The sequence below is a fragment of the Corynebacterium sp. MSK019 genome, assembly GCF_030232425.1.
In the GTDB taxonomy this organism is placed as follows: domain Bacteria; phylum Actinomycetota; class Actinomycetes; order Mycobacteriales; family Mycobacteriaceae; genus Corynebacterium; species Corynebacterium jeikeium_D.
Map to the genome: position 1 here is coordinate 24,336 of NZ_JASPJT010000012.1, position 22,820 is coordinate 47,155.

19 protein-coding genes are annotated in these 22,820 nt (G+C 58.4%); 11 read left to right on the plus strand and 8 right to left on the minus strand.

What is annotated here, in order from left to right:
* Window positions 1-28: 28 nt before the first annotated feature.
* The 4 genes from QP982_RS09075 to QP982_RS09090 all read left to right on the plus strand — a co-directional run bounded on the left by QP982_RS09075 (window position 29) and on the right by QP982_RS09090 (window position 3,863).
* Window positions 29-640 (plus strand): SdpI family protein, encoded by a 612-nt coding sequence (locus QP982_RS09075; protein ID WP_070429062.1) that lies wholly within the window; start codon window positions 29-31, stop codon window positions 638-640.
* A gap of 71 nt (window positions 641-711) precedes the next feature.
* Window positions 712-1,695 (plus strand): bile acid:sodium symporter family protein, encoded by a 984-nt coding sequence (locus QP982_RS09080; RefSeq protein ID WP_016421713.1) that lies wholly within the window; start codon window positions 712-714, stop codon window positions 1,693-1,695.
* Window positions 1,696-1,803: 108 nt separating this feature from the next.
* Window positions 1,804-2,934 (plus strand): DUF695 domain-containing protein, encoded by a 1,131-nt coding sequence (locus QP982_RS09085; protein ID WP_284853158.1) that lies wholly within the window; start codon window positions 1,804-1,806, stop codon window positions 2,932-2,934.
* Window positions 2,935-2,948: 14 nt separating this feature from the next.
* Complete coding sequence (locus tag QP982_RS09090; RefSeq protein ID WP_284853159.1) at window positions 2,949-3,863, plus strand: hypothetical protein; 915 nt, start codon at window positions 2,949-2,951, stop codon at window positions 3,861-3,863.
* A gap of 51 nt (window positions 3,864-3,914) precedes the next feature.
* On the opposite strand, the gene QP982_RS09095 is transcribed toward QP982_RS09090, so the two are convergent.
* From QP982_RS09095 to QP982_RS09110, 4 genes are all read right to left on the minus strand, one after another.
* Window positions 3,915-4,265, minus strand: coding sequence for a branched-chain amino acid transporter permease (locus QP982_RS09095; protein ID WP_049170093.1), 351 nt, complete (start codon window positions 4,263-4,265; stop codon window positions 3,915-3,917).
* Window positions 4,262-4,945: an AzlC family ABC transporter permease gene (locus tag QP982_RS09100; RefSeq protein ID WP_049170132.1), complete on the minus strand. Its 684-nt coding sequence runs from the start codon at window positions 4,943-4,945 to the stop codon at window positions 4,262-4,264. Before QP982_RS09100 ends, QP982_RS09095 begins: the two co-directional genes overlap by 4 nt.
* Window positions 4,946-5,062: 117 nt before the next feature.
* Entirely contained in the window at window positions 5,063-5,704 is a 642-nt protein-coding gene (locus QP982_RS09105; RefSeq protein WP_070545997.1) for a YqgE/AlgH family protein, read from the minus strand.
* The gene (locus QP982_RS09110) at window positions 5,704-7,146 is read right to left on the minus strand and encodes a CCA tRNA nucleotidyltransferase (RefSeq protein ID WP_016421726.1); all 1,443 of its coding nucleotides are present in this window, start codon (window positions 7,144-7,146) and stop codon (window positions 5,704-5,706) included. Before QP982_RS09110 ends, QP982_RS09105 begins: the two co-directional genes overlap by 1 nt.
* 160 nt (window positions 7,147-7,306) lie before the next feature.
* On the opposite strand from QP982_RS09110, the gene QP982_RS09115 reads away from it, so the two are divergent.
* The 7 genes from QP982_RS09115 to QP982_RS09145 all read left to right on the plus strand — a co-directional run bounded on the left by QP982_RS09115 (window position 7,307) and on the right by QP982_RS09145 (window position 18,555).
* Window positions 7,307-8,164, plus strand: coding sequence for an NUDIX hydrolase (locus tag QP982_RS09115; protein ID WP_172620226.1), 858 nt, complete (start codon window positions 7,307-7,309; stop codon window positions 8,162-8,164).
* 6 nt (window positions 8,165-8,170) lie between these two features.
* On the plus strand, window positions 8,171-10,708 hold the full coding sequence (locus tag QP982_RS09120) for a hypothetical protein (protein ID WP_284870450.1): 2,538 nt from the start codon (window positions 8,171-8,173) through the stop codon (window positions 10,706-10,708).
* A 27-nt stretch (window positions 10,709-10,735) separates the two neighbouring features.
* Window positions 10,736-14,344, plus strand: a complete 3,609-nt coding sequence (locus QP982_RS09125; protein WP_070652674.1) for a murein biosynthesis integral membrane protein MurJ — start codon at window positions 10,736-10,738, stop codon at window positions 14,342-14,344.
* A 235-nt stretch (window positions 14,345-14,579) separates the two neighbouring features.
* On the plus strand, window positions 14,580-15,143 hold the full coding sequence (locus tag QP982_RS09130) for a sigma-70 family RNA polymerase sigma factor (RefSeq protein ID WP_224783764.1): 564 nt from the start codon (window positions 14,580-14,582) through the stop codon (window positions 15,141-15,143).
* Window positions 15,144-15,307: 164 nt separating this feature from the next.
* Window positions 15,308-16,246, plus strand: coding sequence for a thioredoxin-disulfide reductase (gene trxB, locus QP982_RS09135; RefSeq protein ID WP_005511625.1), 939 nt, complete (start codon window positions 15,308-15,310; stop codon window positions 16,244-16,246).
* Window positions 16,247-16,639: 393 nt separating this feature from the next.
* Window positions 16,640-16,960, plus strand: a complete 321-nt coding sequence (trxA, locus tag QP982_RS09140) for a thioredoxin (RefSeq protein WP_016421730.1) — start codon at window positions 16,640-16,642, stop codon at window positions 16,958-16,960.
* A 410-nt stretch (window positions 16,961-17,370) separates the two neighbouring features.
* A complete protein-coding gene (locus QP982_RS09145) occupies window positions 17,371-18,555 on the plus strand; it encodes an N-acetylmuramoyl-L-alanine amidase (RefSeq protein ID WP_048733139.1) in 1,185 nt (394 codons plus the stop codon).
* Between the two features lie 26 nt (window positions 18,556-18,581).
* Here QP982_RS09145 and QP982_RS09150 read toward each other — a convergent pair whose 3' ends face one another.
* The 4 genes from QP982_RS09150 to rsmG all read right to left on the minus strand — a co-directional run bounded on the left by QP982_RS09150 (window position 18,582) and on the right by rsmG (window position 22,716).
* Window positions 18,582-19,535 (minus strand): hypothetical protein, encoded by a 954-nt coding sequence (locus QP982_RS09150; protein ID WP_284870451.1) that lies wholly within the window; start codon window positions 19,533-19,535, stop codon window positions 18,582-18,584.
* Window positions 19,536-19,546: 11 nt separating this feature from the next.
* Window positions 19,547-20,824, minus strand: a complete 1,278-nt coding sequence (locus tag QP982_RS09155; protein WP_016421733.1) for a ParB/RepB/Spo0J family partition protein — start codon at window positions 20,822-20,824, stop codon at window positions 19,547-19,549.
* A gap of 21 nt (window positions 20,825-20,845) precedes the next feature.
* Window positions 20,846-21,802, minus strand: a complete 957-nt coding sequence (locus QP982_RS09160) for a ParA family protein (RefSeq protein ID WP_016421734.1) — start codon at window positions 21,800-21,802, stop codon at window positions 20,846-20,848.
* Window positions 21,803-22,080: 278 nt separating this feature from the next.
* Window positions 22,081-22,716 carry a 16S rRNA (guanine(527)-N(7))-methyltransferase RsmG gene (gene rsmG, locus QP982_RS09165; RefSeq protein ID WP_231367212.1) on the minus strand — a complete coding sequence of 212 codons (636 nt, stop codon included), beginning with the start codon at window positions 22,714-22,716 and terminating at the stop codon, window positions 22,081-22,083.
* Window positions 22,717-22,820 lie beyond the last annotated feature (104 nt).

The window sequence follows — 22,820 nt, forward strand, 5'->3', positions numbered from 1 at the left end:
TGCTCAACCACCTATATAAATTGGAAGCATGATTGTCATCCCTGTAATTACCCTGGTTCTGGCTGTTTGCATAGCCGTTGTCGCTGGTTTGGCATGGTCGGCGAAACTGCCGGGTAATAACTGGATCGGAATTCGTGCGCCTGAGGCTCGAAAGTCCCAGGAAAACTGGGATATTACGCACCGCGTTGCCGGCCCGCCGTGGGCTGTGTCCGCTGTCGCTTTCCTCGGTGCCACCATGCTCGGCTTCCTCGCCATCCGCCCGGAGGCCTCTGGTTGGATGTGGCTGTGGTACGCCGTCGCTCTGCTCGCCGGTATCGCCATGCTCGGCATTGGTGCGGCTATCGGCTCGCACACCATCGCGCTTTACGACGCCAAGGTCTCCGCCGAGTCCGGCTCCGGTTGTGGGTGCGGCGACGGTGACAGCGGCTGTGGCTGTGGCTCCGCCGCCACTGATGCCACCGACACTGCGGCTGATGATGCCTGCTGCTCCGACAACCCGGCAGCAGACTGCGGTGTCTCCGGTGGCTGCAGCTCCTGTGGTCTGGAAGGACTGTGCACGGACAAGGGCTCATCCGCGAATGCCACTTTCAAGCCTGTGGACAAGGATGCGCTGCGCAAGGCAGCTGAGCAGAAGAAGTAAAAAATTATTGCAGAGAAAAGCTTCTGCAAAACAGTAAGACAACCTCTGGTTGCCCACTAAGCTATTTGTCCATGTGGCAACGAATTGTGAATTGGCGTCCAGATCCCCTCATCGTCGGTATCGTTGCTGCAGCGATACTGGCGATTATTTTTCCTGCAAGCGGCACTACCGCTGAGGTTTTCAGCTGGGCCACAAAGATCGCCATTGGCTTCTTGTTCTTCCTCTATGGCGCGCGCCTGAGCCCGCAGGATGCGTTGGCCGGTGTTAAGCATTGGCGGCTGCACATAACCATTCTGGCTTTCACATTCGTGCTGTTCCCAATCCTCGGCCTGCTGATGAAACCCCTGGATTGGATTCTTTCTCCTGGCCTCTACCTGGGCATTTTGTACATGACGCTGGCACCGTCGACGGTGCAGTCGAGTGTGAACTTCACCTCCATCGCCAAGGGCAATGTCGCCGGCGCAATCGTCAGTGCCTCGGCATCTAACCTGCTGGGCATTGTGGTCACACCGGTGCTGGTGATGCTACTGATGGCCACCGGCGGCGGCATTCATGTGGATTCGTCGGTGTTCTTGGATATTTCGCTGCAGTTGCTGCTGCCATTCGCAATCGGCCAGCTCACTCGCCGTTGGACCCTGAAGTTTGCCGCCGCGAAGACGACTAAGAACGTTGACCGCCTATCTATCGCAATGGTCGTTTACGCGGCGTTCTCCGAGGGCATGGTGCAGGGCATCTGGTCGAAGGTGCCGGCAGGGGACATTGTCATCCTGTGTGTGCTTTCGGTCGTGCTGGTGGAATTCGTTTTGCGGTTGTCCGGATTCATCGCAAATAAGATGGGCTTCGACCGCAAGGACCGCATTGCGATTCAGTTCTGCGGTTCGAAGAAGTCGCTGGCCACCGGTCTGCCCATGGCTGCCGTTATCTTTGGTGCCGATGCCAGCCTCTACATTTTGCCGCTGATGATTTTCCACCAGATTCAGCTGATGATCTGTGCGGTCTACGCCGCTCGCTGGGGCAAGGAAGCAGAAGCTGAGCCGGAGCCACAACCCGCTTAACGCGGTCTAGCGCATGGACCCGAGGGGCGAATCCGGCTTGGCACATATACTGGGGCGCACAACATATGGTTCGGTTTTAAACGAGCAAACGAAAGTGTGAGATTCAATATGGCTAACGAGAATCCGGCTCCGTTCTCCCCGGAACAGCGCGCCGCAGAAGAGACCGCGATCAATGAGTTCTGGTCGTGGTGGAACTCTTTTGGCGCCGATGCGCTCGACTCTATGTTTAGTGTCCAGCTCGGTATCGATGGTGCTCCGAACGCCGCCGATGTGGACATTATTGATGTCCAGAAGGAGGTCGGCGGCCGCATCGCCGCTATTAATGACCGGCTCATCTGGGGGTTTGAGGCTGGCGCTCCGTATTCTCGCCACCTTCTGACTGTTAGCGCTGCCGGCGATCCGGAGCTGCGTCCGGTCGCTCGCCGTTGGCTGGAGGCCGCGCCTGACGACGGCGCGGTGTGGTCTTTCACCGACCTCCGTCAGGCGGATCCGGCGATGAAGCTGTCGCTGGGGGATGTCGCGGCCACGTTAGTTGCACAGGGTGCGCTCGAGGCCGATGCTCCGGCCGAGGTCGATCCGGCAGACGCACGCGTGGCTGTTAGCAGTGGTCATGGGGCAGTGGACGTTCGTCTATTCCACCCGCTGTTCCCGGCAATTGCTCAGTTGGAGGACGGTGAGCGCTTGGTAGCTCAGCTCGGTTTCACGCTGCTGCAGCTGGCTCTGGGGGAGGAGGACTTCGGCCTATGGCTACGCGGTTTTGCCTTCGCCGGCGAGGAGCCGGAAGGTGCGATCCCGCTACCGGAGCTGGGCGGTGTCGTCGAGAAGCTCGCGGAAGAGTGCCCCGAGTGGCTCACCATTGATGCCGAAGCCAACGGCCAGCCGCTCGTCGTCGCCACCCGCGCTCCGATTACGCAGCTGGTGAGCCCGACTATGACGCAGCATGTGCTGATTCAGCTCATGCTCGGCAATATTGATGACAAGGGCTTGCCGACGGACGAATCGAAGGAATCCCTCTCCGAGTTCAATACCGCTGCCGCTGAAGCCATCGCTGAGGACAAGGGTATTTTTGTCGCAACTGAGCAATCCGATGGCATGGCTCTGATGCACTTCTTTATTGACCCGGCATCTGATGCGGAGGCGGGTCTGCGAGCTGTTGCGGAGACGTGGGCCGAGGGAGAGCATATCGTCGATACCGGTTACGATCCAGCTTGGCAGCGCGTCGGTCACCTGCGCGTGTAGATTGGTTTTTTGTTATGAACGCTCGTCATCGTCTTACTCCACGGCCTTCCCGCGCGATTCGCATGGGTCTTACCGGTGTCATCGCTGTCACCAGCCTTCCGCTGGCAGCTGGAAACGTCGCTGCGGCTCCGCAGCCAAAACTGACTCCACAGGGCACTATTGATGCTCCGGGGCGAACCCAGATCAGCTTTACCCACACCCCAAGTGGCACGCACTACGGTACGGCGAACGAGAATGAAGCTCGTCCGGGGCTTTCGATTGTCAAGCTCTACATTGCGGACTACGTCTTCAAACATGGCACAGAAGCGGACAAGGCGAAGGCCACAGAGATGATTCGCTACTCCGATGACAATATCGCCAGTGAGCTCTATGGCCGTTACCCGGATTCCATCAACGCCACTGCGCGTGAATACGGCCTCAGCAACACCCACGATGCAGGTCACTGGGGAAATTCAACTACGTCCAGCGCGGACACTGTGAAGTTCCTGGAGGCCAAGAAGCGTGAGAACACTTCTGACCCGGTTCTGGTTGCTATGAGCACCGCGTCACCTGTGGCAGCGGATGACTACCGTCAGGATTACGGCACCGCCACGCTGCCGGGTGTTATTGGCACAAAGTGGGGTTGGTCCGATGACCGCCAGAGCGTTCACGCCTCGGCATCCATTGGACCTGACTTCAGCGTCGCTGCTAACACCTACGGCACGAAGGAAACTCACACCAGCGATGTTCAGAATGCCTTCGACGGCACGCTGGGCACTCCATCGCTGCCTGGCCTGCCCGACAGCCCGAGCCTGCCGGGCATCCCAAGCGTCCCGAACCTGCCCGAGAGCCCGAATCTCGGCGAACTACTGAATCTGCCGGAAACTCCGCAGCTGCCCCAGATTCCGGGACTACCGGACTTCACTGGTCAGGTACCGTCGCAGTTCTAGCCACTGCCGCTAGTCGCTGGTCTGCTGGCACCGTCCCACACACAGCGCACCTCACGCGACAAGGTTCACGAGGACCATATACAGCGCCGTGCCTACAAAAATCGAAATCACGGTGTTGCGCCGCCACCAGTGCAGGCCAACGGTGACGGCCAGCGCTACGGGCACGGCCCAGGCAGCGCCGGGGTCGCCACTCTCACCGCTGAGTCCTAGCCGCCCGAAGACGGTGTAGGCAACCAACGCCACCATGACTCCAACCGGCATGGTCGTGCCGAGGAACTCGAACAGGGGAGACCCCTTCAGAGTGCGCACGAATGCAAACGGCAGCGCACGCAGCGCAAGAGTCACCGTACCCATCGCAAAGAGCGCGGCAAGCACATAGCCGGAATCGGGCATCGCGGTCATGCTCGCTCTCCCTCCGTCGTACGCTGATTGCTTGCCGACGTCATGCGCATCACCCGATCCACCCGCGGTGACCACACGCGCAACAGCAGCAGGCCGAAGTACATCAGCAGTCCGATAACCAGCATCTGGTTCGGGTTAATCAGCCAGCCCACCAGCGTGCAGACGATAGCGGACAGGGGCAGTGACCAGTCCTTAGAAGTCTCAAACGCGTCCATGGCCAGCACCGTAAAGAGCGCCACCAGTGCGAACTCGGCACCGCGGATACCCTCGGGCAGTGCTGCGCCGGTTAGCGCCCCGACAATGCCGGAGCCCACCCACAATAACTGGCAGAGAATCTGAATCGTCAGCAGTCGGTGGCCCGACATCTTTTCGGTCGGATTTGCTGCAGAGACGATGGCATACGACTCGTCGGTAAGCGCGTATGTGGAATATGCGCGGCCGAGACGAGACTGTATCCGGTCGCGTGGGAACGTCAGTCCGTAGAAGACGTGGCGGAAGTTGACCATAAAGGACGTCACGGCACAGCCGAGCAGACCCGTATGCGCCATAACCAGGCCGACAGCGAGGAATTCCATCGACCCGGCGTAGACCACGAAGGAGAAGATGGGGGCCCACCACCAGCTAAAGCCAGTTTGTGCGATGAGCAGGCCGAATGCGAGCCCTAGCGGAATGAGTCCCATGCCCACGGGCAGTGTCTGCCGGATGCCGGCAGCTATGTCGGTGCGGTCGCCAGTTGCTGTGGTTGTGGAGCTACTTCCTTCAGCCCTGTTTCCTTCGGTATTGATGTGCTCACTCATCTAGTTGTCACGTACATCTACGGGATAGGTGCCATACAGTGGCAGCGGCCAGGGCTGACGGCGCATGCAATCACCCCAGATGTCCGCGGCAGCAGGCGCGAGTACATCTGAGGGCAGGGCAGGGGCGACGTACCAGTCACCGCGCTCGAGCTCGTCTTCCAGCTGCCCCGGATCCCAGCCTGCGTAACCGGCGAAGATGCGTGCGCTATCTATGCGGTCGCGTACGCCCTCCGGCTCCGCACCGAGGTTGACCAGCGCAAACCTGTGAGCGATGCGTTCCATCAGCGGGGCACCGGTAATACTGTCGGTCTCCTCTGGGAGGGTGGCACCATTTCGCACCACACCAATGCAGATTGGCTGTGTCTGGTTGACCGGACCCCCGACGTAGAGCACCGGCGGCTTGGCCATCAGCGGCGCCCAAGGCTCGAGCACATTGTGCACCGGCGTCTGCGAACGCTGTGTGAGATCGACACCAAGGGTGCCGTGTTCATCGTGCTCAATGAGGAAAATCACCGAGCGGGAAAACTCCGGCGAGAGCATGCCGGGTGCTGCGAGCAGCAGCATACCGGCAGCCGGGTCGTTGCGCTCGAGGCTGGTAAAAAGCCGGTCGCCGTAGAGATTTTCCGGATTAATCGATGCCATTAGCTCTCACTTTCGCTTTCAGCCTGCTCACCGGACTGCTCGTACCACCATTTCTTCAGCGCCAAGATAGCATCTTCACGCTCCAGCGGACCGGACTCCAATCGCAGCTCTTTCAGGTAATTCCAGGCCTGTCCGACTTCTTTGCCGGGCTTCAGGTCCAGAATTTCCATGATTTCGTTGCCATCCAGGTCGGGGCGGACGCGTGCGAGGTCCTCCTGCTCGGCGAGCTCCTTGATTCGCGCTTCCAGGCTGTCGCAGGCTCGTGCGAGGCGTGCTGCTTTACGACGGTTTCTCGTCGTACAGTCGGCCCGCACGATTTTGTTGAGTCGTTCCAACAGATCTCCGGCATCGTTGACATAACGTCGCACCGCCGAGTCCGTCCACTTGCCTTCGCCGTAGCCGTGGAAGCGCATGTGCAGGTAGACCAACTGCGAGATTTCGTGGTTAGTCTTCTTCGGGAACTTCAGTTTCCGAAGGCGGCGTCGCACCAGCTTCGCGCCGACAACTTCGTGCTGGTAAAAGGTGACGTTTCCCTGCTCGTTGTAGGCACGGGTAGCGGGTTTGCCGCAGTCGTGCAGCAGTGCCGCCCAGCGCAGTACGAGGTCCGGTTCACCGGGTTCTTCCTGGTCAATAGCTTGCCGCATGACCTGCAGAGAGTGTTGGTAGACATCCTTGTGCTGGCGGTGTTCATCCTGCGTCATACGCATGTCGGAGATCTCCGGCAGCACGCGGTCGGCCAACCCCGATTCCACCATCAGGTCGATACCTCGGCTTGGGTCCGCACCCAGGATGAGCTTGTTCAGCTCGGTGGAGATGCGCTCGACCGTGATGCGGTCAATTTCGCTGGACATTTCCTTCAGCGCTTTGAGCACACGCGGTGCCACGTCGAACCCCAGCTGGGATGCGAAGCGGCAGGCACGCAGCATCCGCAGGGGGTCGTCGCCAAAACTGACCTCCGGCGCCCCCGGGGTGTCCAACACACCCGCGACAAGATCCTCGAAACCTCCGAGCGGGTCGAGGAAGGTGCGGGTGCCGTCACCGTGGAGCTCCACGGCGATGGCGTTACAGCGGAAATCACGGCGGATTAGATCGCCCTCCAGCGTGTCACCGAAAGTGACCTCCGGATTCCGGCTGACCTGGTCATACGTATCCGCGCGGAAGGTGGTGATCTCCACCTGACGGCCATGCCGTTCCGCGGAGAGTGTGCCGAATTCAATGCCGGTATCCCAGACAATGTCCGCCCAGTCATCGAGGATTGCGCGTGTCACCTCCGGGCGCGCGTCGGTGGTGAAATCGAGATCCACGCCCAGTCGCCCTAAGAGAGCATCGCGCACAGAACCGCCCACGAGGTACAGGCGATGGCCAGCTGCACTAAACGCGGCTGCCAGCGAATCGAGGATCTCCGACTCCTTGGCGATCGCCTGATCCGCCACTGCCAGCATTGCCGTCCTGCGCACCTGTGGGTCTGCGTCAGCAGTCGCCGGAGTAGCACCGTGAGGTGTAGTCCCCCCGGGCTGGTCACCATTTGTCGTTGAAGGAGTCGATTGTGTCACGACCGACACAATACCCGCTTATACCTATAAACCCGGTAGTCTAAGTGGAATGAACAACGTGGTACGCAATGACAACTCGGCGGCGAAGAGCCGTCGACGTCGTCGGCGACCGCGCAGAAGGGGTGGCGTTTCCTCGTCCACCAACACTAGCAACGCTACTACCAGCGGAAATTCTGCGAAACGTAGTGGCTCCGGTGCCAATGGCCCCCAAAAGGCCAAGCCAAACTCCGGTGGCGCCAAGAAATCTTCCAAATCACCGAAGTCGGCACGACCCTCGAAGCAGTCGAACAACCGCGGTGGCCGTAAGAACGGTCAGGATAGGAACAATCGCCGTCGTCACGCACAGACGAAGCGCACAAACAATCGCCGTGCGCACTCGTCGCGCGCGCAAAATGCAGCGCCGATGCAGACCTCGATTGAGACTTCGGCGGGCGGACTGGTCGTCTCGGGGCTTGCTGAGGCTGTCGGCGATGGCGGCAAAGTCAACCTGTCACGGATTTATGTCGCGCTGATTGGTCGGCACGATCGTCGCGGGCGCCTGCTGTGGTCGATGCCTAAGGGCCATGTCGAACCCGGCGAAGCTTTCGATTCCACCGCCGAACGTGAGGTGTGGGAAGAAACGGGCATTCGCGGCGAGGTCATCGAAGAGCTCGGTGTGATTGACTACTGGTTTGTCTCCGATGGCACGCGGATTCACAAGACCGTGCACCATCACCTTCTGCGCTACGTCGATGGCGATTTGAACGACGAAGACCCCGAGGTCACCCAGGTCATGTGGGTTCCTGTAGACACCCTGGTGGAACGGTTGGCCTACGCTGACGAACGCAAACTGGCCCGGCGCGCGCACAATCTGCTGCCCGATCTCGCCCGCGCGGAAAAGCGAGCAGGCCGGCAGACGCCGAGGTGATTGCGCATGTTCAGGTTGCAGTTGCCAAGAAATGTTGTTCGTAAAGTCACGGCCGCTTCCGCAGCGCTCATACTGTGCTTGCCGACGACCGTTGCGCCCCCAGCTTTTGCGCAAGATGAGCAGTTGTGGGGCAGTGGCACCAATCGTGTCGGTGAACAGGGCCCCCTTCGGCTTTCGATAACCAGCTTCACTCCGCATGTCGCGGCTCTACATTCGACGCTGACCATCAAGGTGCAGGTGCGCAACACCTCCGATGCGGATATCAGCAATGTTGCGCTGCGCCCACAGCGGGCCGGCGCACTGGCTTCCTCTGCAGATGCGCGGACGATTCTCGCTGAGCCTGAATCGGTGTTTGATGTGGCTGGGACCTTCAGTGCCCCCATCGAGCTGAAAGCGGGGGAGAAGCGTGAGGTTACGCTAAGTGTTCCTATCTCCGCACCGGCTCCAGAAGGACTCGACATCACGGAAGCCGGCACGTTTCCGCTGCTCATCAATGCTAACGGGCAACCGGCAGATGACATCGACCGCCTGCTGGCGGAAACACGCGCACTGCTTCCGGTGACGGATCCGCAAGCGGAAGGTGATGAGCCGGAACCGCCTGCCGGTGATCAGAACGACAACGATGAGACCGACAATTCCGATGCGCCCACCCGCCGCGACCCAGTGCCGTTTTCGCTGATTTGGCCCATCAGCCAGCCAGTGCCACTGGTCGGCGGTGAGACCGGTGACGCACCCTCGTCGCCGAATCTCATCCTCACCGACAATTCTTTGGCCGAGTCTCTCGAACGCGGTGGCCGCCTCGACGGTTTGCTCACCTCGTTGGAAAAGGGCTTTGCCGGCCCGGATGGGCAGAGGTTGCGGGAATCAACCTGCATCGCCATCGACCCGGAGACCCTCGACGCAATCTCCAGGATGACCCGCGACTACTGGATTGGCACCAGCCGCCCAAGTCCTGTGGAGTCCTCTCCGCGACTGCGGGATTCCTGGGGAAACGCGGATGACACCAATCTCACGCATATGCCCGCCAGTGACAATGCTGCCGCCTGGCTCAATCGGCTGCACGATCTCACACAGGACACCTGCACACTGTCACTGCCGTGGGGCGGCACCGATGCCAGCGCCGTGGCTCGCGTGGGGGATCACGAGCTTTCGATGGAGGCACTCGCCGCTGGTCGGCAGACTATCGCCAAGCATTTGGACGTTCAGGCACTGCCGGGCCTCTATTTGCCGGCCGAGGGATACGTGACGTCGGAAAGCGCCCCGCTGTACTCGGCGGCCACGGCCCTGAACGGGACCACCCCGGAGCGCGCATTCGAAAACCGCGTAGATACCGGCGAGACGATGCCACCGTCGCCCACTCCACCCGAAGCCGCGCACGACACCACCGTGTTAGTCGCAGACAACACCGCCTTCACCGCCGATGGTCAGACACTGCGCCCCGGCCATAGTGGCGTGCTTGCCGACGGTAGCCGCGCCTTCGCCCTCCCTGGGGCACTGACAACCTCTCTGGCTGCAACAGGACGGTCTCCCCAGACTGTGGCGTATTCGAATCTGCTCGGACGCTACGATTTCCGAATCGACTCCGAAGCTGCACGGATGCAGACAGCGATTGGCACTCTGTTCCAATCACTGACTGATTCGGATGACCCTCGTGCGGCTGTGGTGGCAGCACCACCGTCCGGTTGGGATCCACGCGCTAGCGACGCTGAAGATTTCATGGCTGCGGTCAGGAAAGCCGTGGACGATAACCTGGCTGAGCTGACTCCGCTGATGGACTCCATCACCGCTTCAGCTCACGACCTGGATGCGGGCTCGGTTACTCCAATTGACGAACTTGCCGATCCCGCGCCAGTGAGTGAGACGCTCGTGGAGAAGGCTCAACTGGCCTCCCGCGAAATCACGGACCTGACCACAATCATGTCCAACGATCCCAATGTCGCACTGACGCGGTATGAATTCACCCGCCCCCTGCGGCACGACTTGCTGCGCTCGTTTACAACTCTCGGCCGGCGAAATCAGCTGCAGTCACCTGACGTGCAGCGGCGGAGCGAAGAACTCAGCGACCAGGCACTGATTATGACTCGACGCCTGCGCAATTCAGTGACGTTGGTAGCTCCCGGCGGTGTCTACACCCGCGCAACGCAGCTGTCGCCGATTGCGGTGCTGGCTCGCAATGGCCTGCCGCTGCCGGTTCCCGCGTTCGTGCGCGTCGGCGCTGGAGATTCGGTGTTGAAGGAGAAGTATGAGGCCGCCATCCCCGCCAAGGGGTCGGTGACTGTTCAGTTCACTCCGAAGTCGGGTGATGATGCAGAATCCACTCCGGCAACCAATGCTCCAGAGGGAGACCGGCCACGGGATAGTGGAGACAACTCCCACAATCTGTTGCTGTGGCTCGAATCACCTGGCGGCACGCCCATTTCCCGATCAGTGAGTATTTCCGTGCAATCGGGCGCTTCGGTTGGGGTTTTGGCTATCGTGACCCTCGTCATCGTCACTGTTGGTGGGTTTTTTGCCGCAAAACGGTCACAGTACTTTCGGAAATAGACCCCCTTTTAAGCAACAATAGGACATGTGACTGACTCAGACGCGCATAAATCTGGACTTCGAGGCCGCATTCGTCGCCCCGCGCCACCGGCCCCAGTTCCGGCGGCGCGGCCAACGGCTGAATCTCAGCCGGCCGAAGCGGCCCCGGACCTAACTCGCGTATCCGGCCATAAGGCAAATGCCGATACCGCCACTGACGCGATGACGGAATCGGCATCACCATCGCCAGCAAAGGCGGCAACTGCGACAGCAACCGCTTCCAGCGATTCCTCCGCAGGCTCGACGGCGGACGCAAATCAGGGACAGTCGAACTCGGACATCGTCGCCTCCACGGGCTCGATGGCAATCGCTACCCTGATTTCGCGCATTACGGGTTTTTTGCGAAACCTGCTCATCGGCGCGACGCTGGGTCCGGCTGTGGCTTCAGCCTTCAACGTCGCCAACACACTGCCGAACCTGATTACGGAAATCGTCCTCGGTGCAGTGCTGACTTCTCTGGTGGTGCCAGTGTTGGTGCGCGCGGAGAAGGAGGATCCAGATCACGGTGCCGCCTTCATTAGACGTCTCTTGACTGTCTCTATGACGCTGTTGGCAGTGGTGACGGTGCTGGCGGTGATAGGTGCGCCACTGTTGACCAGATTGAGCCTTAACGAGGCCGGTAAGGTCAACGTTCCGCTGGCAACGTCATTTGCGTTCTTACTATTGCCGCAGATTATCTTCTACGGCATATTTGCGCTGCTCATGGCGGTGCTAAACACCAAGGGAATCTTTAAACCCGGTGCGTGGGCACCTGTCGCTAACAACGTCGTGGCCATTGCCACGCTCTTGCTATATCTGTTCCTGCCCGGCCAGTTGAGTCCGGATTCGGACGGTTCACTCTCCGATCCGCACATCCTGCTTTTGGGTCTTGGTACCACCCTGGGTGTCGTCATTCAGGCAGCCATCATGATTCCCTACCTCAAGCGCGCGGGCATTGATTTGCGTCCGCTGTGGGGTATCGACGACCGCATCAAACAGTTCACCGGCATGGGTGTCGCGATTATCACCTACGTGGCAATTTCCCAGGCTGGTTACTTCATCACCACCAATATTGCCTCGACTGCCTCCAAGGCAGCGCCGACGATTTACCAGCAGGCTTGGCTGCTGTTGCAGGTGCCCTACGGCATCATCGGCGTTACCTTGCTGACCGCCATCATGCCGCGACTGTCCCGCAATGCAGCCGACGGCAACGATGGGGCAGTGGTCCGAGATCTGTCCATCGGTACCCGCCTGACCATGATTGCGCTGGTGCCGATCGTTGCCTTCTTCACCGCATTCGGCCGCCCCATCGCCGTCGGTCTTTTCGCGTATCTGGAGTTCCCCCGCGAAACCGCAGAGATTCTCGGCTGGACGCTGTCCTTCTCGGCGTTCTCGCTTATTCCATACGCCATTGTGCTTTTGCACTTGCGTGTTTTCTACGCCCGTGAAGAGGCCTGGACCCCGACTTTCATCATCCTCGGCATTACCACCGTCAAGGTGATTCTGTCGTTCTTCGCTCCTCGTCTGGCTTCTGACGATGAGACCGTCGTCGTGTTGCTCGGTGCCGCCAACGGTTTCGGTTTCGTCGCCGGCGCAATAATTGGCTTCTTGCTCTTGCGCCGCACTCTCGGACACTTGGACAGTAAGGCGACCGTCCACACCGTGCTGTGGGCACTGGGGGCGTCGCTTGTCGGTGTCGCCGTTGCTTGGGGCGCATTCGCATTGACCGACCTTGTGCTGTTCGATTTCTTCGGTTCCTTCGGTGTGCTACTGCAGACCATCGTCACCGGCGTGGTCTTCCTCATCGGTACCGGCCTGGTGCTCGCTCAGGCTCCATTGGAAGAGGTCCGCGTTCTGGGTGGCTTCCTCGGCCGCATTCCGGGTCTACGTCGCTTTGCTCCGCAGCCTCATGCAGCCGACAATGCCGTCGCCGACCGTGAGGATATGGAGCGCGAACGTGGCTTCGCCGCTGATGCTTTCTCGATTGCCCCGTCGAACCTGATTGGCGAGGCCACGGGTCTGGCAAACGAGGGCTTCACCGCTTCGCCGCTGTTGCCGCCGATGCCGACGCAGGGTTCTCGCCCGACCCGCTATGTACCCGGCGAGATGGTCTCAGGTGGTCGTTTCCGTCTGCGTTCTGAAGTCGCGACCTACCCAGGTCTGCGCCTGTGGCGCGCCATGGATATGGGAGATCCCGACAACTCAGATGTCGCACTTGTCTTCGTCGACACGATTGCACTGCCGTACTACGACACTTCGCCATCGGTTGCCGCCCAGAAGATTGCCACGACGACCAATGAGCTGCGTGACCTGGCTGGCACCGGGATGTCCCGCATTCATAGTGTGGCGAAGACACGCACCGAGGTGCTCATCGTCGCCGACTGGACCAGCAGTATCGGTATTGAGCGGTTCGATCAGGCCGCCCACCCGGATGCCCTGGCACTCGCAATAGCATCACTTGCCGAGACAATCGCCGACGCCCACGAATCTGGGCGCTGCCTTGGCCTGACAAACAAGCCTGGACAATTGCGCATCAGCAGCGACGGCCACATCTACGACGCTTTCCCCGTCGTTTTGCCCGATAGCTCGCAACGTTCGGACTACAGCGCGTTGCTTTCTGTCATCGACGAGCTGTTCTACAGCGTGACGAACATCCCCTCCGATATTTCTGCTGCTATCGACCGCGCGAAGCAAACACGCCCGGAGGACTTCAATGGGCAGGAGTCGCCAGCTCGCACGCTCGCCGAGGACTTGCGCGCCGCAGCGCTGGGCCCCGATTCTTCGGAGTTTCTCGCAATCGACCCCGACACCGGTGCGCGCGAATCCGTCGATGCCGGCGGTGCAGCCCAATCAAACGCTCATCACACCAAGAATCGCACCCGCGCATTCAGCACCGGCGCAGTCGTTGTCGGCGTAGTCATTGTCGGTGCACTCGTCGCCGCGGGCATCTTTGGTCTGGTTAACCGTTCCTCGGACGCACCGATTAACTCCGAGTCCGTACGACGCGGTCCGGCTCCGGTCACGACGCTCTCGCTTGCCGACGCTAGCGAGTGGCAAGCCGACACCGACAACCCTGCAGCAGGTCCGGACAATCCGGACATGGCTGAGCTGACCATCGATAATGACGAGGAAAGCTTCTGGGTAACTTCTACTTACCTCAGCCAGTTCGGCAATCGCCCAGAGGACTTCAAACCTGGCGTTGGTATTCGGGTCACTCTCGATGAACCGGCAACCATTCGAGAGCTTAAGGTCGCGGCGACCCCGGGCGCACACATTGAAGTTCGCGGCCTACGAGATGCTGACTCGACGAACTTGGATGACACAACGGTTCTCGGAAGCGCTACTGCCACCTCAGGTACGACGACCATCGAAATCGATAGCCGCGACACTGAGTGGAAGAACCTTGTTGTCTGGATCTCCGGCTTGCCGACGGCTGCGGAAGCGGTAGCCGACAGCGACTCAGACACTGACGCTGATACAGATGCTGATACAGATGCTGAGTCGCAGAATTCCGATGCGGACAACCCACTTGTCGGCGACCGCAATCTGGCTGAGCAATCTCCGGATTCGTTGCTGCCAGTTGCTATTGGCGACATTCAGGTGCGTGGTACGGAATAACGCTCTGAGCTTGCCTTAGGTGGCAACAGTTCAAGTTGTCCCAAGTTATCCACAGCTACTGGGACGTTTTGAAATTCATCCACAGCCCGCGGTCTCCACGGCAGTTTTGCCAAGCGGAGAGCGCGGGTTTCGTGTTTGCATAGGAGCCATGAACTTTGGGGGAAGAAATCGAATTGGGGACAGTCACCGTAAGGCCCGCATGGGTCGGCGACTGGGGGATTGTGGCGTCGTCGGTATGCAAAAGCATGCATCTGCGGACGAGGTCGATCGTGAATTATTGAAGGCGCACCTGGCGGGGGATCGTCGCGCGTTCGCGGTGTTGGCACGGCGTTATTATCCGCAGTTGGTAGCGATGGCGCGGCGCTATCGTCGGGATGATTTCGATCCCTTGGATGGGGTACAGGAGGGGCTGGCGCGGGCAATTGCGGGGGCGGCGAATTTTCGCGGGCGTTCGACGGTGGCGACGTGGCTGACGTGCATCGTGAAGAATGCGTGTATTGACCACAACCGCGGTCGTTTCGGGGAGATCCCTCTCTGCGATAAGGAGGAGGATTTTGAGACGTTTATGAGTTCACAGCCGATTCCCTGCCCGGATGTTCCGCTACGTGTGACTATGGCCGCCGCATTGGAACAGCTGCCAACGGATCAACGGGATGCCCTGCTGTACTTGGACATCTTTGGATATTCGCTGCAGGAGACCTCTCGCAGTATTGGGCAGCCGAGCGGGACGTTGAAGTCTCGGCGGGCGCGGGCGCGTCGTACGCTTCGGCGACAATTGGAAGAAGTGCAGGTGGCCTAACAACTGCGGAGCAGGGGAGAGGCTGGGGGAATAGAGATGGCTAACCTCACGTTGGTTGAGGTGGCTGGTTCCGGTAATTTCTTTCCCGGAGCTGAAAAATTTGCTTACTACTGAGCATCACTGTGCGCCATGTGATGTGAGAGATAAAAATTATAGGAGTCTTCATGAGCGATATCGTTCACGACCTGATCATCGTCGGTTCCGGTCCCGCCGGTTACACGGCTGCCACCTACGCAGCCCGTGCCGACCTGAAGCCTGTGGTGTTCGAGGGCATCGAGTTTGGCGGTCTGCTTATGACGACTACCGATGTGGAGAACTACCCAGGTTTCTCCGAGGGCATCATGGGACCAGAGCTGATGGATCAGATGCGCGCACAGGCAGAGCGCTTCGGCGCTGACCTGCGCATGGAGATTGTCGATCGCATGGATCTCACCGGCGATATCAAGTCTGTCTGGGTTGGTGAAGAAGAGCACAAGGCTCACGCTGTCATCCTGGCAACCGGTGCCGCCCCGCGTTATGTCGGCGCTCCGGGCGAGCAGGCGCTGCTTGGTCATGGCGTCAGCGCCTGTGCCACCTGTGATGGTTTCTTCTTCCGCGACCACGATATCGCCGTCATCGGCGGCGGTGACTCCGCAATGGAAGAGGCAACCTTCCTTACCAAGTTCGCCCGCTCGGTGACGATTGTCCATCGCCGCGATGAGTTCCGGGCGTCGAAGATCATGGTCGAGCGCGCGCAGAACAATGACAAGATTCGCTTTGCGACGAACAAGGTTGTGTCCCAGGTTCTTGGTGAGGACAAGGGTTCAGTTACCGGTCTCGAGCTGGAAGACACCGTCACTGGTGAGAAGTCCGTCCTGGATGTGACTGCCATGTTCGTAGCAATTGGCCACGAGCCACGTTCGCAGATGGTTCGCAATCAGCTGGATTGCGATGAGAATGGCTACATTCAGGTAGCCGCTCCGAGCACCCAGACCTCCCTCAAGGGCGTCTTTGCAGCGGGCGATGTTGTTGACTCCCATTACCAGCAGGCAATTACCGCCGCTGGTTCTGGCTGCAAGGCTGCGCTGGATGCTGAGCACTACTTGGAAACTGTTGCTCGGTAGCTGACAGCAGGGCAGTCGCACTAGCTGGATAAACACCTAATAGTTGGGGTATCGCAATTGTTGGATAAGCCCTACGATTGCAGATATCCAACTATGGGGAATATCCGATAGCCGGTAAGCCCAATTGTTGTTAGCTGTAGCTCAATCAGGGCGCAGCAGGACGTGTTATAGCCCGGTACGCCCCGTACTCATCGAGCACTTGCAGCGTTCTCAAGAACACCATTAATTAACAATTTAGTACTTCACTCGCACCACCGGAAGCCCTAATTTTTGACGCCTTGAGCGCCAAATCCGTACGCGAGGCTGAAGAAGCTAGGTTGAAAAATTAGAATCAAGACCACAAAACAAAACCACTAAGAACTCAAACGAGCTCATTCTAAGGAGAAGAATTTCATGGCTCCGGTAACCGTCACCGCCAACACCTTTAAGTCCGATGTCCTCGAATCCGATAAGCCGGTGCTTGTTGATTTCTGGGCAGAGTGGTGTGGCCCGTGTAAGAAGATTGCTCCCGTTTTGGACGAGGTTGCGACCGAGCTCGATGGCAAGGCCGTCATCGCCAAGGTCAACGTTGATGAGGAGCGTGCACTGGCTGGCATGTTCCAGATCATGTCCATCCCAAGCCTGCTCCTATTCAAGGACGGCAAGAAGGTCGAAGAGATTCGCGGAGTCCGCCCGAAGGGCGAAATCACGTCGCTCATCGAAAAGCACCTTTAAAAGAACTTGGGGTTGCTCCTTATCCGATACGAGGTTACGACTGCCCACCCGCCACTTCGCTATTGCCACCTTCGTTGGACACACCCCATTATGATGTGACTGAAGTTGTGGTTGTGATTTAGAGTTAGTCCTGGGGTTCTGCCGTCGGGCTAGCCGACGCGCCCTCGTAACAATCAATTCGCGCCTGCGACCTGGTAATCTTGCTGGAAATGGCGGTTTACGTCTTCCTTAATACCGTGAAGGAACCAGGTTGCCGCCAACTTGAGAGGTATTGCTGACCATATCCTCTGAGAGTGCGCGAGATTTCTTAACTGAAGTTTCGTTTAGCTCACTGGCCAGTAATACTGATTAAGTGTTGTGAGGACCCACAACGGCCTAAACATAATTGTGGAGTTCGGAAGGGAGTTTTCGTGCCAGAGTTTCTGAAGGTGGGCGATAGGTCACCTCGTGTAGCCGAGGTACGTTCTACCCTGGCTCGTCTTGGGCTTCTGCCCAATTGGGAGGGCTCAGCCGCGGAGGAGAACTCGCCTCAGTGGTCTGGTGACGATGACCTCTTTGATGAGGACATGCGCAACGCTCTTCTGGCGTTCCAACAGTCCCGCGGTGTCTATGCCGACGGGATTATCCGCGACAGCACCCTGCGCCTACTGCGAGAAGCCTCGTACACTCTGGGCACCCGCGTACTGTCCTACGATCCACTGTCGCAAATGACCGGTGAGGACGTAGGCGTTCTCCAAGCTACCTTGCAGGAACTCGGCTTCCACGATGCCCGAGTAGACGGCCACTTTGGCCCGAAGACCGATGCCTCTGTACGTGAATACCAGCTCAATTACGGGCTGGAGCCCGACGGTATCTGTGGTCCCGTTACTCTCCGGGCGCTCAGCTACTTGGGCAGGAGGGTTACTGGTGGCTCTGTAAACGCCTTCCACGAGAAGGAAATACTGCGCACGATGGGGCCGAAGCTCTCTGGAAAGCGCATTGTCATTGATCCAGGTCTTGGGGCAGGGGAGCCCGGCATTGTGGTCGACGGCCCTTACGGTCAGATTTCTGAAGAAGAGATTCTTTGGGATTTGGCCTCTCGCATTGAGGGTCGCCTTGTCGCGGCAGGTGCAGAGACTATTCTGTCTCGTCCTCGTACCGACAATCCGTCCATCGAGGATCGCGCTGAGATGGCCAACGCATTTGGCGCTGACGTCTTCATCTCCCTGCAGGCTGACCACTATCACAACAACCGCGCCAGCGGTATTGCGACCTTTTACTTTGGCTCGATGAAGGGCTCCAACTCCATTCTGGGCGAACAGCTCTCTGGCCTTATCCAGCGAGAGATTGTTGCCCGTACGAGCCTGGTAGACTGCCGCTCGCACGCCCGTACCTGGGATCTCCTCCGTCTGACCAGGATGCCCACGGTGGAAGTCGCCGTTGGTTACCTGACCAACGAGGATGACGTCGCAATTCTTTCTTCCCCAGATCAGCGGGACGTAATTGCCGAATCTATCGTTGTCGCTGTAAAGCGTCTGTACCTGGGCGATGAAGAGCAGCAGCCAATGACCGGCGCTTACAGCTTTGCGCAGCTGATTGAAGAGGAAAAAGCCTAAACACGGCTGACCAATGAAACCCAGCGCTAAAGACTGAACAGCTTTGAGCGCATAAAGGGTTCTTTCGCACTTAGATCCAACGCATGGCCGATTTCTTCGTCCCAGTCCAATTCCGCATCCAACTCGATACGGAGTTTCGGATGAATCGGATGTGGAGTCACCACCCGAAACCCGGAGTCAAGAAGGGTTCGCGTACGAATCAAATCACCGGCGTTATGGTTAATCGCCGCCAACGAATCTGAAATACACGGCTTTGGATTCAGCTTTTCTTCGAGTTGCGCTTCGAAATCAGCGATTAGATTCTCCGTACCGTCGTCAGGCGTTGGCGACGACGGCGTGGATGCCGACATAGAATCCGCCGTGCCACTGCAACCAAACGCTTCTACCGCTGAAATCCCGCGCAGCGCGAGCTTGTGCAGAGCGGTCACAATGAGCACGCGGAGCATGTCATCGTCAACCTCTAAAGCGTTGTAATGCAGACTCGTCAGCGCAATCGCATCCGGCGATATTGGTCCGGAAGGCATGGAAAATGTCGTCGGGCAGAAGCGTGGCGGAGCAAAGAGCAGCGTGCCGACGGTCTCAAGTTTCCCATCGATAAGTGATGCCGGTGGCTTTCGTCGTAGTGAATATCCGCACGGTCCCCAGGAAAGGTAGACGGTATTGAGCCATGCTTCCTTCTCCAAGCGCACCTGGGCGGCTAAATCAGGGCTTAAATCGCCATTTAAGAGGCTTTCACTAGCTCCGCCTGGCCGAGTAGGGGGTTGGCCGTCCGAATGCTTTAAATCACCGTTAGGCGCTTCATCCTCTTCTGGCGTGCTGGGGTCCAAATTAGGTTCGCGCGGCTCAGTCGAGAACTGGGGTAGGGCAGTTGCTGTACGGATATGCTCCATGCCCTGTTCCCAAAACAGGCTTAACATCGTCTCTGGATAGATTCCCTCGATGTCGGCCAGCGAAATTTTCTCGATGAATACTTCAGTCACAGTAACCGGGTTTACTCTTCGTCGAGATGCATCAGTGACATGATGCGATCAAAGTCCTCGAGGTTGCCGAATTCGATAACGATTTTGCCCTTACGCTTGCCCATCTGGGCAGTCACCTTCGTATCAAAAGAATTGGACAGGCGGTCAGCCCAATTGTGAAGGACCTCCGGCTGCGGAGTGGGCTCACGGTGCTGCTTTTTCGGTCGCTCGCCGGCATTGAGTAATGTCACTGCTTCTTCGGTCGCACGGACGGATAGTCCTTCAGCAACAATTCGCTCGGCGAGGCGCTGCTGTTCTTCCTTACCTGCCTTAACTCCAAGCAAGGCACGTGCGTGACCAGCCGACAGAACACCGACCGCTACTCGTCGCTGTACCTCCACCGGCAACTGCAAGAGTCGAATCATGTTGGTAATAACGGGCCGCGAGCGACCGATTCGATCCGCCAGCTCTGCCTGAGTTACACCAAACTCTTCGAGTAGCTGCTGGTACGCAGCGGCCTCTTCGAGTGGGTTCAGCTGAACGCGATGGATGTTCTCTAGTAGGGCATCGCGAAGCATGTCCTGGTTTGGAGTATCGCGAACGATGGCGGGAATCGTGTCGACCCCAGCTCGCTGAGAAGCACGCCAGCGACGTTCACCCATGATGATTTCAAACTCGGGTTGCGGCGCGTTCGGATCTTCCTTGCGCGCTGCCTCGAGTGCGGCCGCACGACTATCCTCAGAGATTGGTCGTACGATAATCGGCTGCAATAGACCGAACTCACGAATAGAGTGAGCGAGCTCATTTAGGGGCTCCTCATCGAAGACCTCTCGTGGCTGCTTCGGGTTCGGCGTGATCAGCTTCAAGTTGATCTCGCGATAGGTCGCGCCAAACTCGTTTGCGGCCGAAGCGTCAACATCGGTAGCCTCGGCGCTGCCATGGTCCGCTGCTCCCGACGTCGTCGAGGGCAATGTTTCACGTGAAACATCACTAGACTTACCAATAACCTTATCGTCACTGTGACGTTTCTGCGCCTCATTGGTATGAGGTTTGCTCTGGCCGGATTTTGCAGATTTTCCGGCGTTTTTGCCTTCAGTCAACGAGGTGCCGGATCCCGTCGCGGCTGCCCCCAGTACGTCGGCAACTCCGCTACTTCCAGGCTGCTTCGTCCCCTGGGTACGGCGGGGACCGAAGATAATATCCGCGGCACTCTCACCTACCGAGGGGTTAGCCGCCGGAGCAGTTGGGATCAGCGCGGCGATACCGCGACCGAGCCCTCCCTTGCGGTTCTCCTTTTTTTGATTCGACATCGGTAACTACTCCTAGTGGCTTTAATTTGTCTCAGTGGAATTGGACGGGGTAGGGGAGGAAGCTGGTTTTTGCCCAATCGCACTTCCACCCGGAACTGCGGAATAGTCGCCACGCGTTGCCAATTCCTTCGCGGCGTCAAGATAAGCAACTGCGCCCCGAGACCCTGGATCGTAGGAAATTACGGTCTGCGAGTATCCCGGCGCCTCCGATACCTTCACGGATCGAGGGATGAGATTACGTAGCACAACCTCACCGAAGTAGTTACGAACCTCATTGGCAACTTCTTCCGAAAGCTTGGTGCGGCCATCGAACATAGTGAGCAGCACAGCAGAAATATGTAGCTCCGGATTGAGATGCTGACGAATCATCTGCACGTTATTCATCAGCTGAGTCACACCCTCCAAGGCGTAAAACTCACACTGAATCGGAATCAAAACCTCGTTGGCGGCAGTCATCGAATTCAGAGTCAACAGACCGAGCGAAGGAGGGCAGTCAATAATGAGAAAGTCAAAGCCGTTGTCAATCAGGTACTGATCTGACACTGCATCGAGAAGTCGGCGCTCACGGTTCAGGAGCGAGACCAGCTCAATCTCGGAGCCCGCCAAGTCCAACGTCGCTGGCACACAAAAGAGATTCTCAGATTCAGGGGAACGCTGGATGACATCGTCAATCTGTAGTTCGCCAATTAGAAGCTCATACGTCGACGGGGTCCCGGAAACATGCTCAATCCCCAGGGCCGTAGAAGCATTTCCCTGCGGGTCATTATCGATGACTAGCACCTTGAGACCATGCCGCGCGAGCGCCGACGCGATGTTGACTGCCGAAGTGGTCTTGCCCACGCCACCCTTCTGGTTGGCGATAGTAATACGGCGCGGGCGTTCGGGGCGTGGAAGCGATAAACGGTTCGGGGCCTTAACTTGCGCTGCCCGTTGAGCTGCCGCAGCGATGGGTGTGTCTTGCCAGGACTTCCGGCTCATTAACTATTCCCCTTACAAGCACAGCAATCACCAATCATGGCCACTGGAGTGCGAATAAAAACTTAGTAACTATCTGCAAAAGCGTAATCATCAAGCCCCAACAAGCGTTAGACGCCGACGATTGTGGAAATGTTTCACGTGAAACATCCACCTTGGCCGGTAGGACTTTGCCATACCGCGATACTTATCCCACTCTAGCCCGACGGCACTACGCGCCTCAATGTCGAAACCAAAACACAAGCGAACCGGCAGTGGAGTAGGGGAGGGGGACTTACAACCTACTTCTTCTGAATAATCACGGCGTACGTCGAAGTTCCCAACACGGAACCGCCAACCTCTACAACGCGGGGATTAGTTCCCTTCGCCTTGGCAATAAGCTTTGCGTCCCGATCAATCTCCTCTTGCGCAGTTCCACCCTTCAGTGCAACCATCGCGCCTCCGGATTTAACTAAAGGAAGCGACCAGCCCGCCAATTTCCCAAGAGGGGCAACAGCGCGAGAAGTGACGACATCTACTTGGCCAACCTCAGCGCGAACCACTTTCTCCTCAGCGCGGCCGCGAACCACGGTCACATTGTCCAGCTCGAGATCTTCCACAACTTCGTTCAAGAAAGTCGTACGGCGCAGCAATGGTTCTACAAGAACCACCTTCAAATCTGGTCGTGCAAGAGCAAGCGGAATCCCGGGCAAGCCTGCCCCCGAACCAATGTCCGCAACTACAAGCCCTTTGCCTATCGCTTCTCCAACTACCGCAGAATTGATAATGTGCCGATCCCACAGCTTTGGAGTTTCACGTGGCCCAATCAAACCTCGGACTGTAGCCTCCTCAGCCAACCATGAGTGGTAGCGGTATGCTCGATCGGCATTCCCTCCAAACACGGTATCTATCACCGAACGCAGATCCGCATCGACCAAACCTGCGGAGGCTTCTTGATTATCGACGTCTTTCGCGGAGTTACTCAACAGTTCCACTAACCTTTCCAATGGGGCAGCTGTGCCGTCACCCGTCGAGCTTTTCA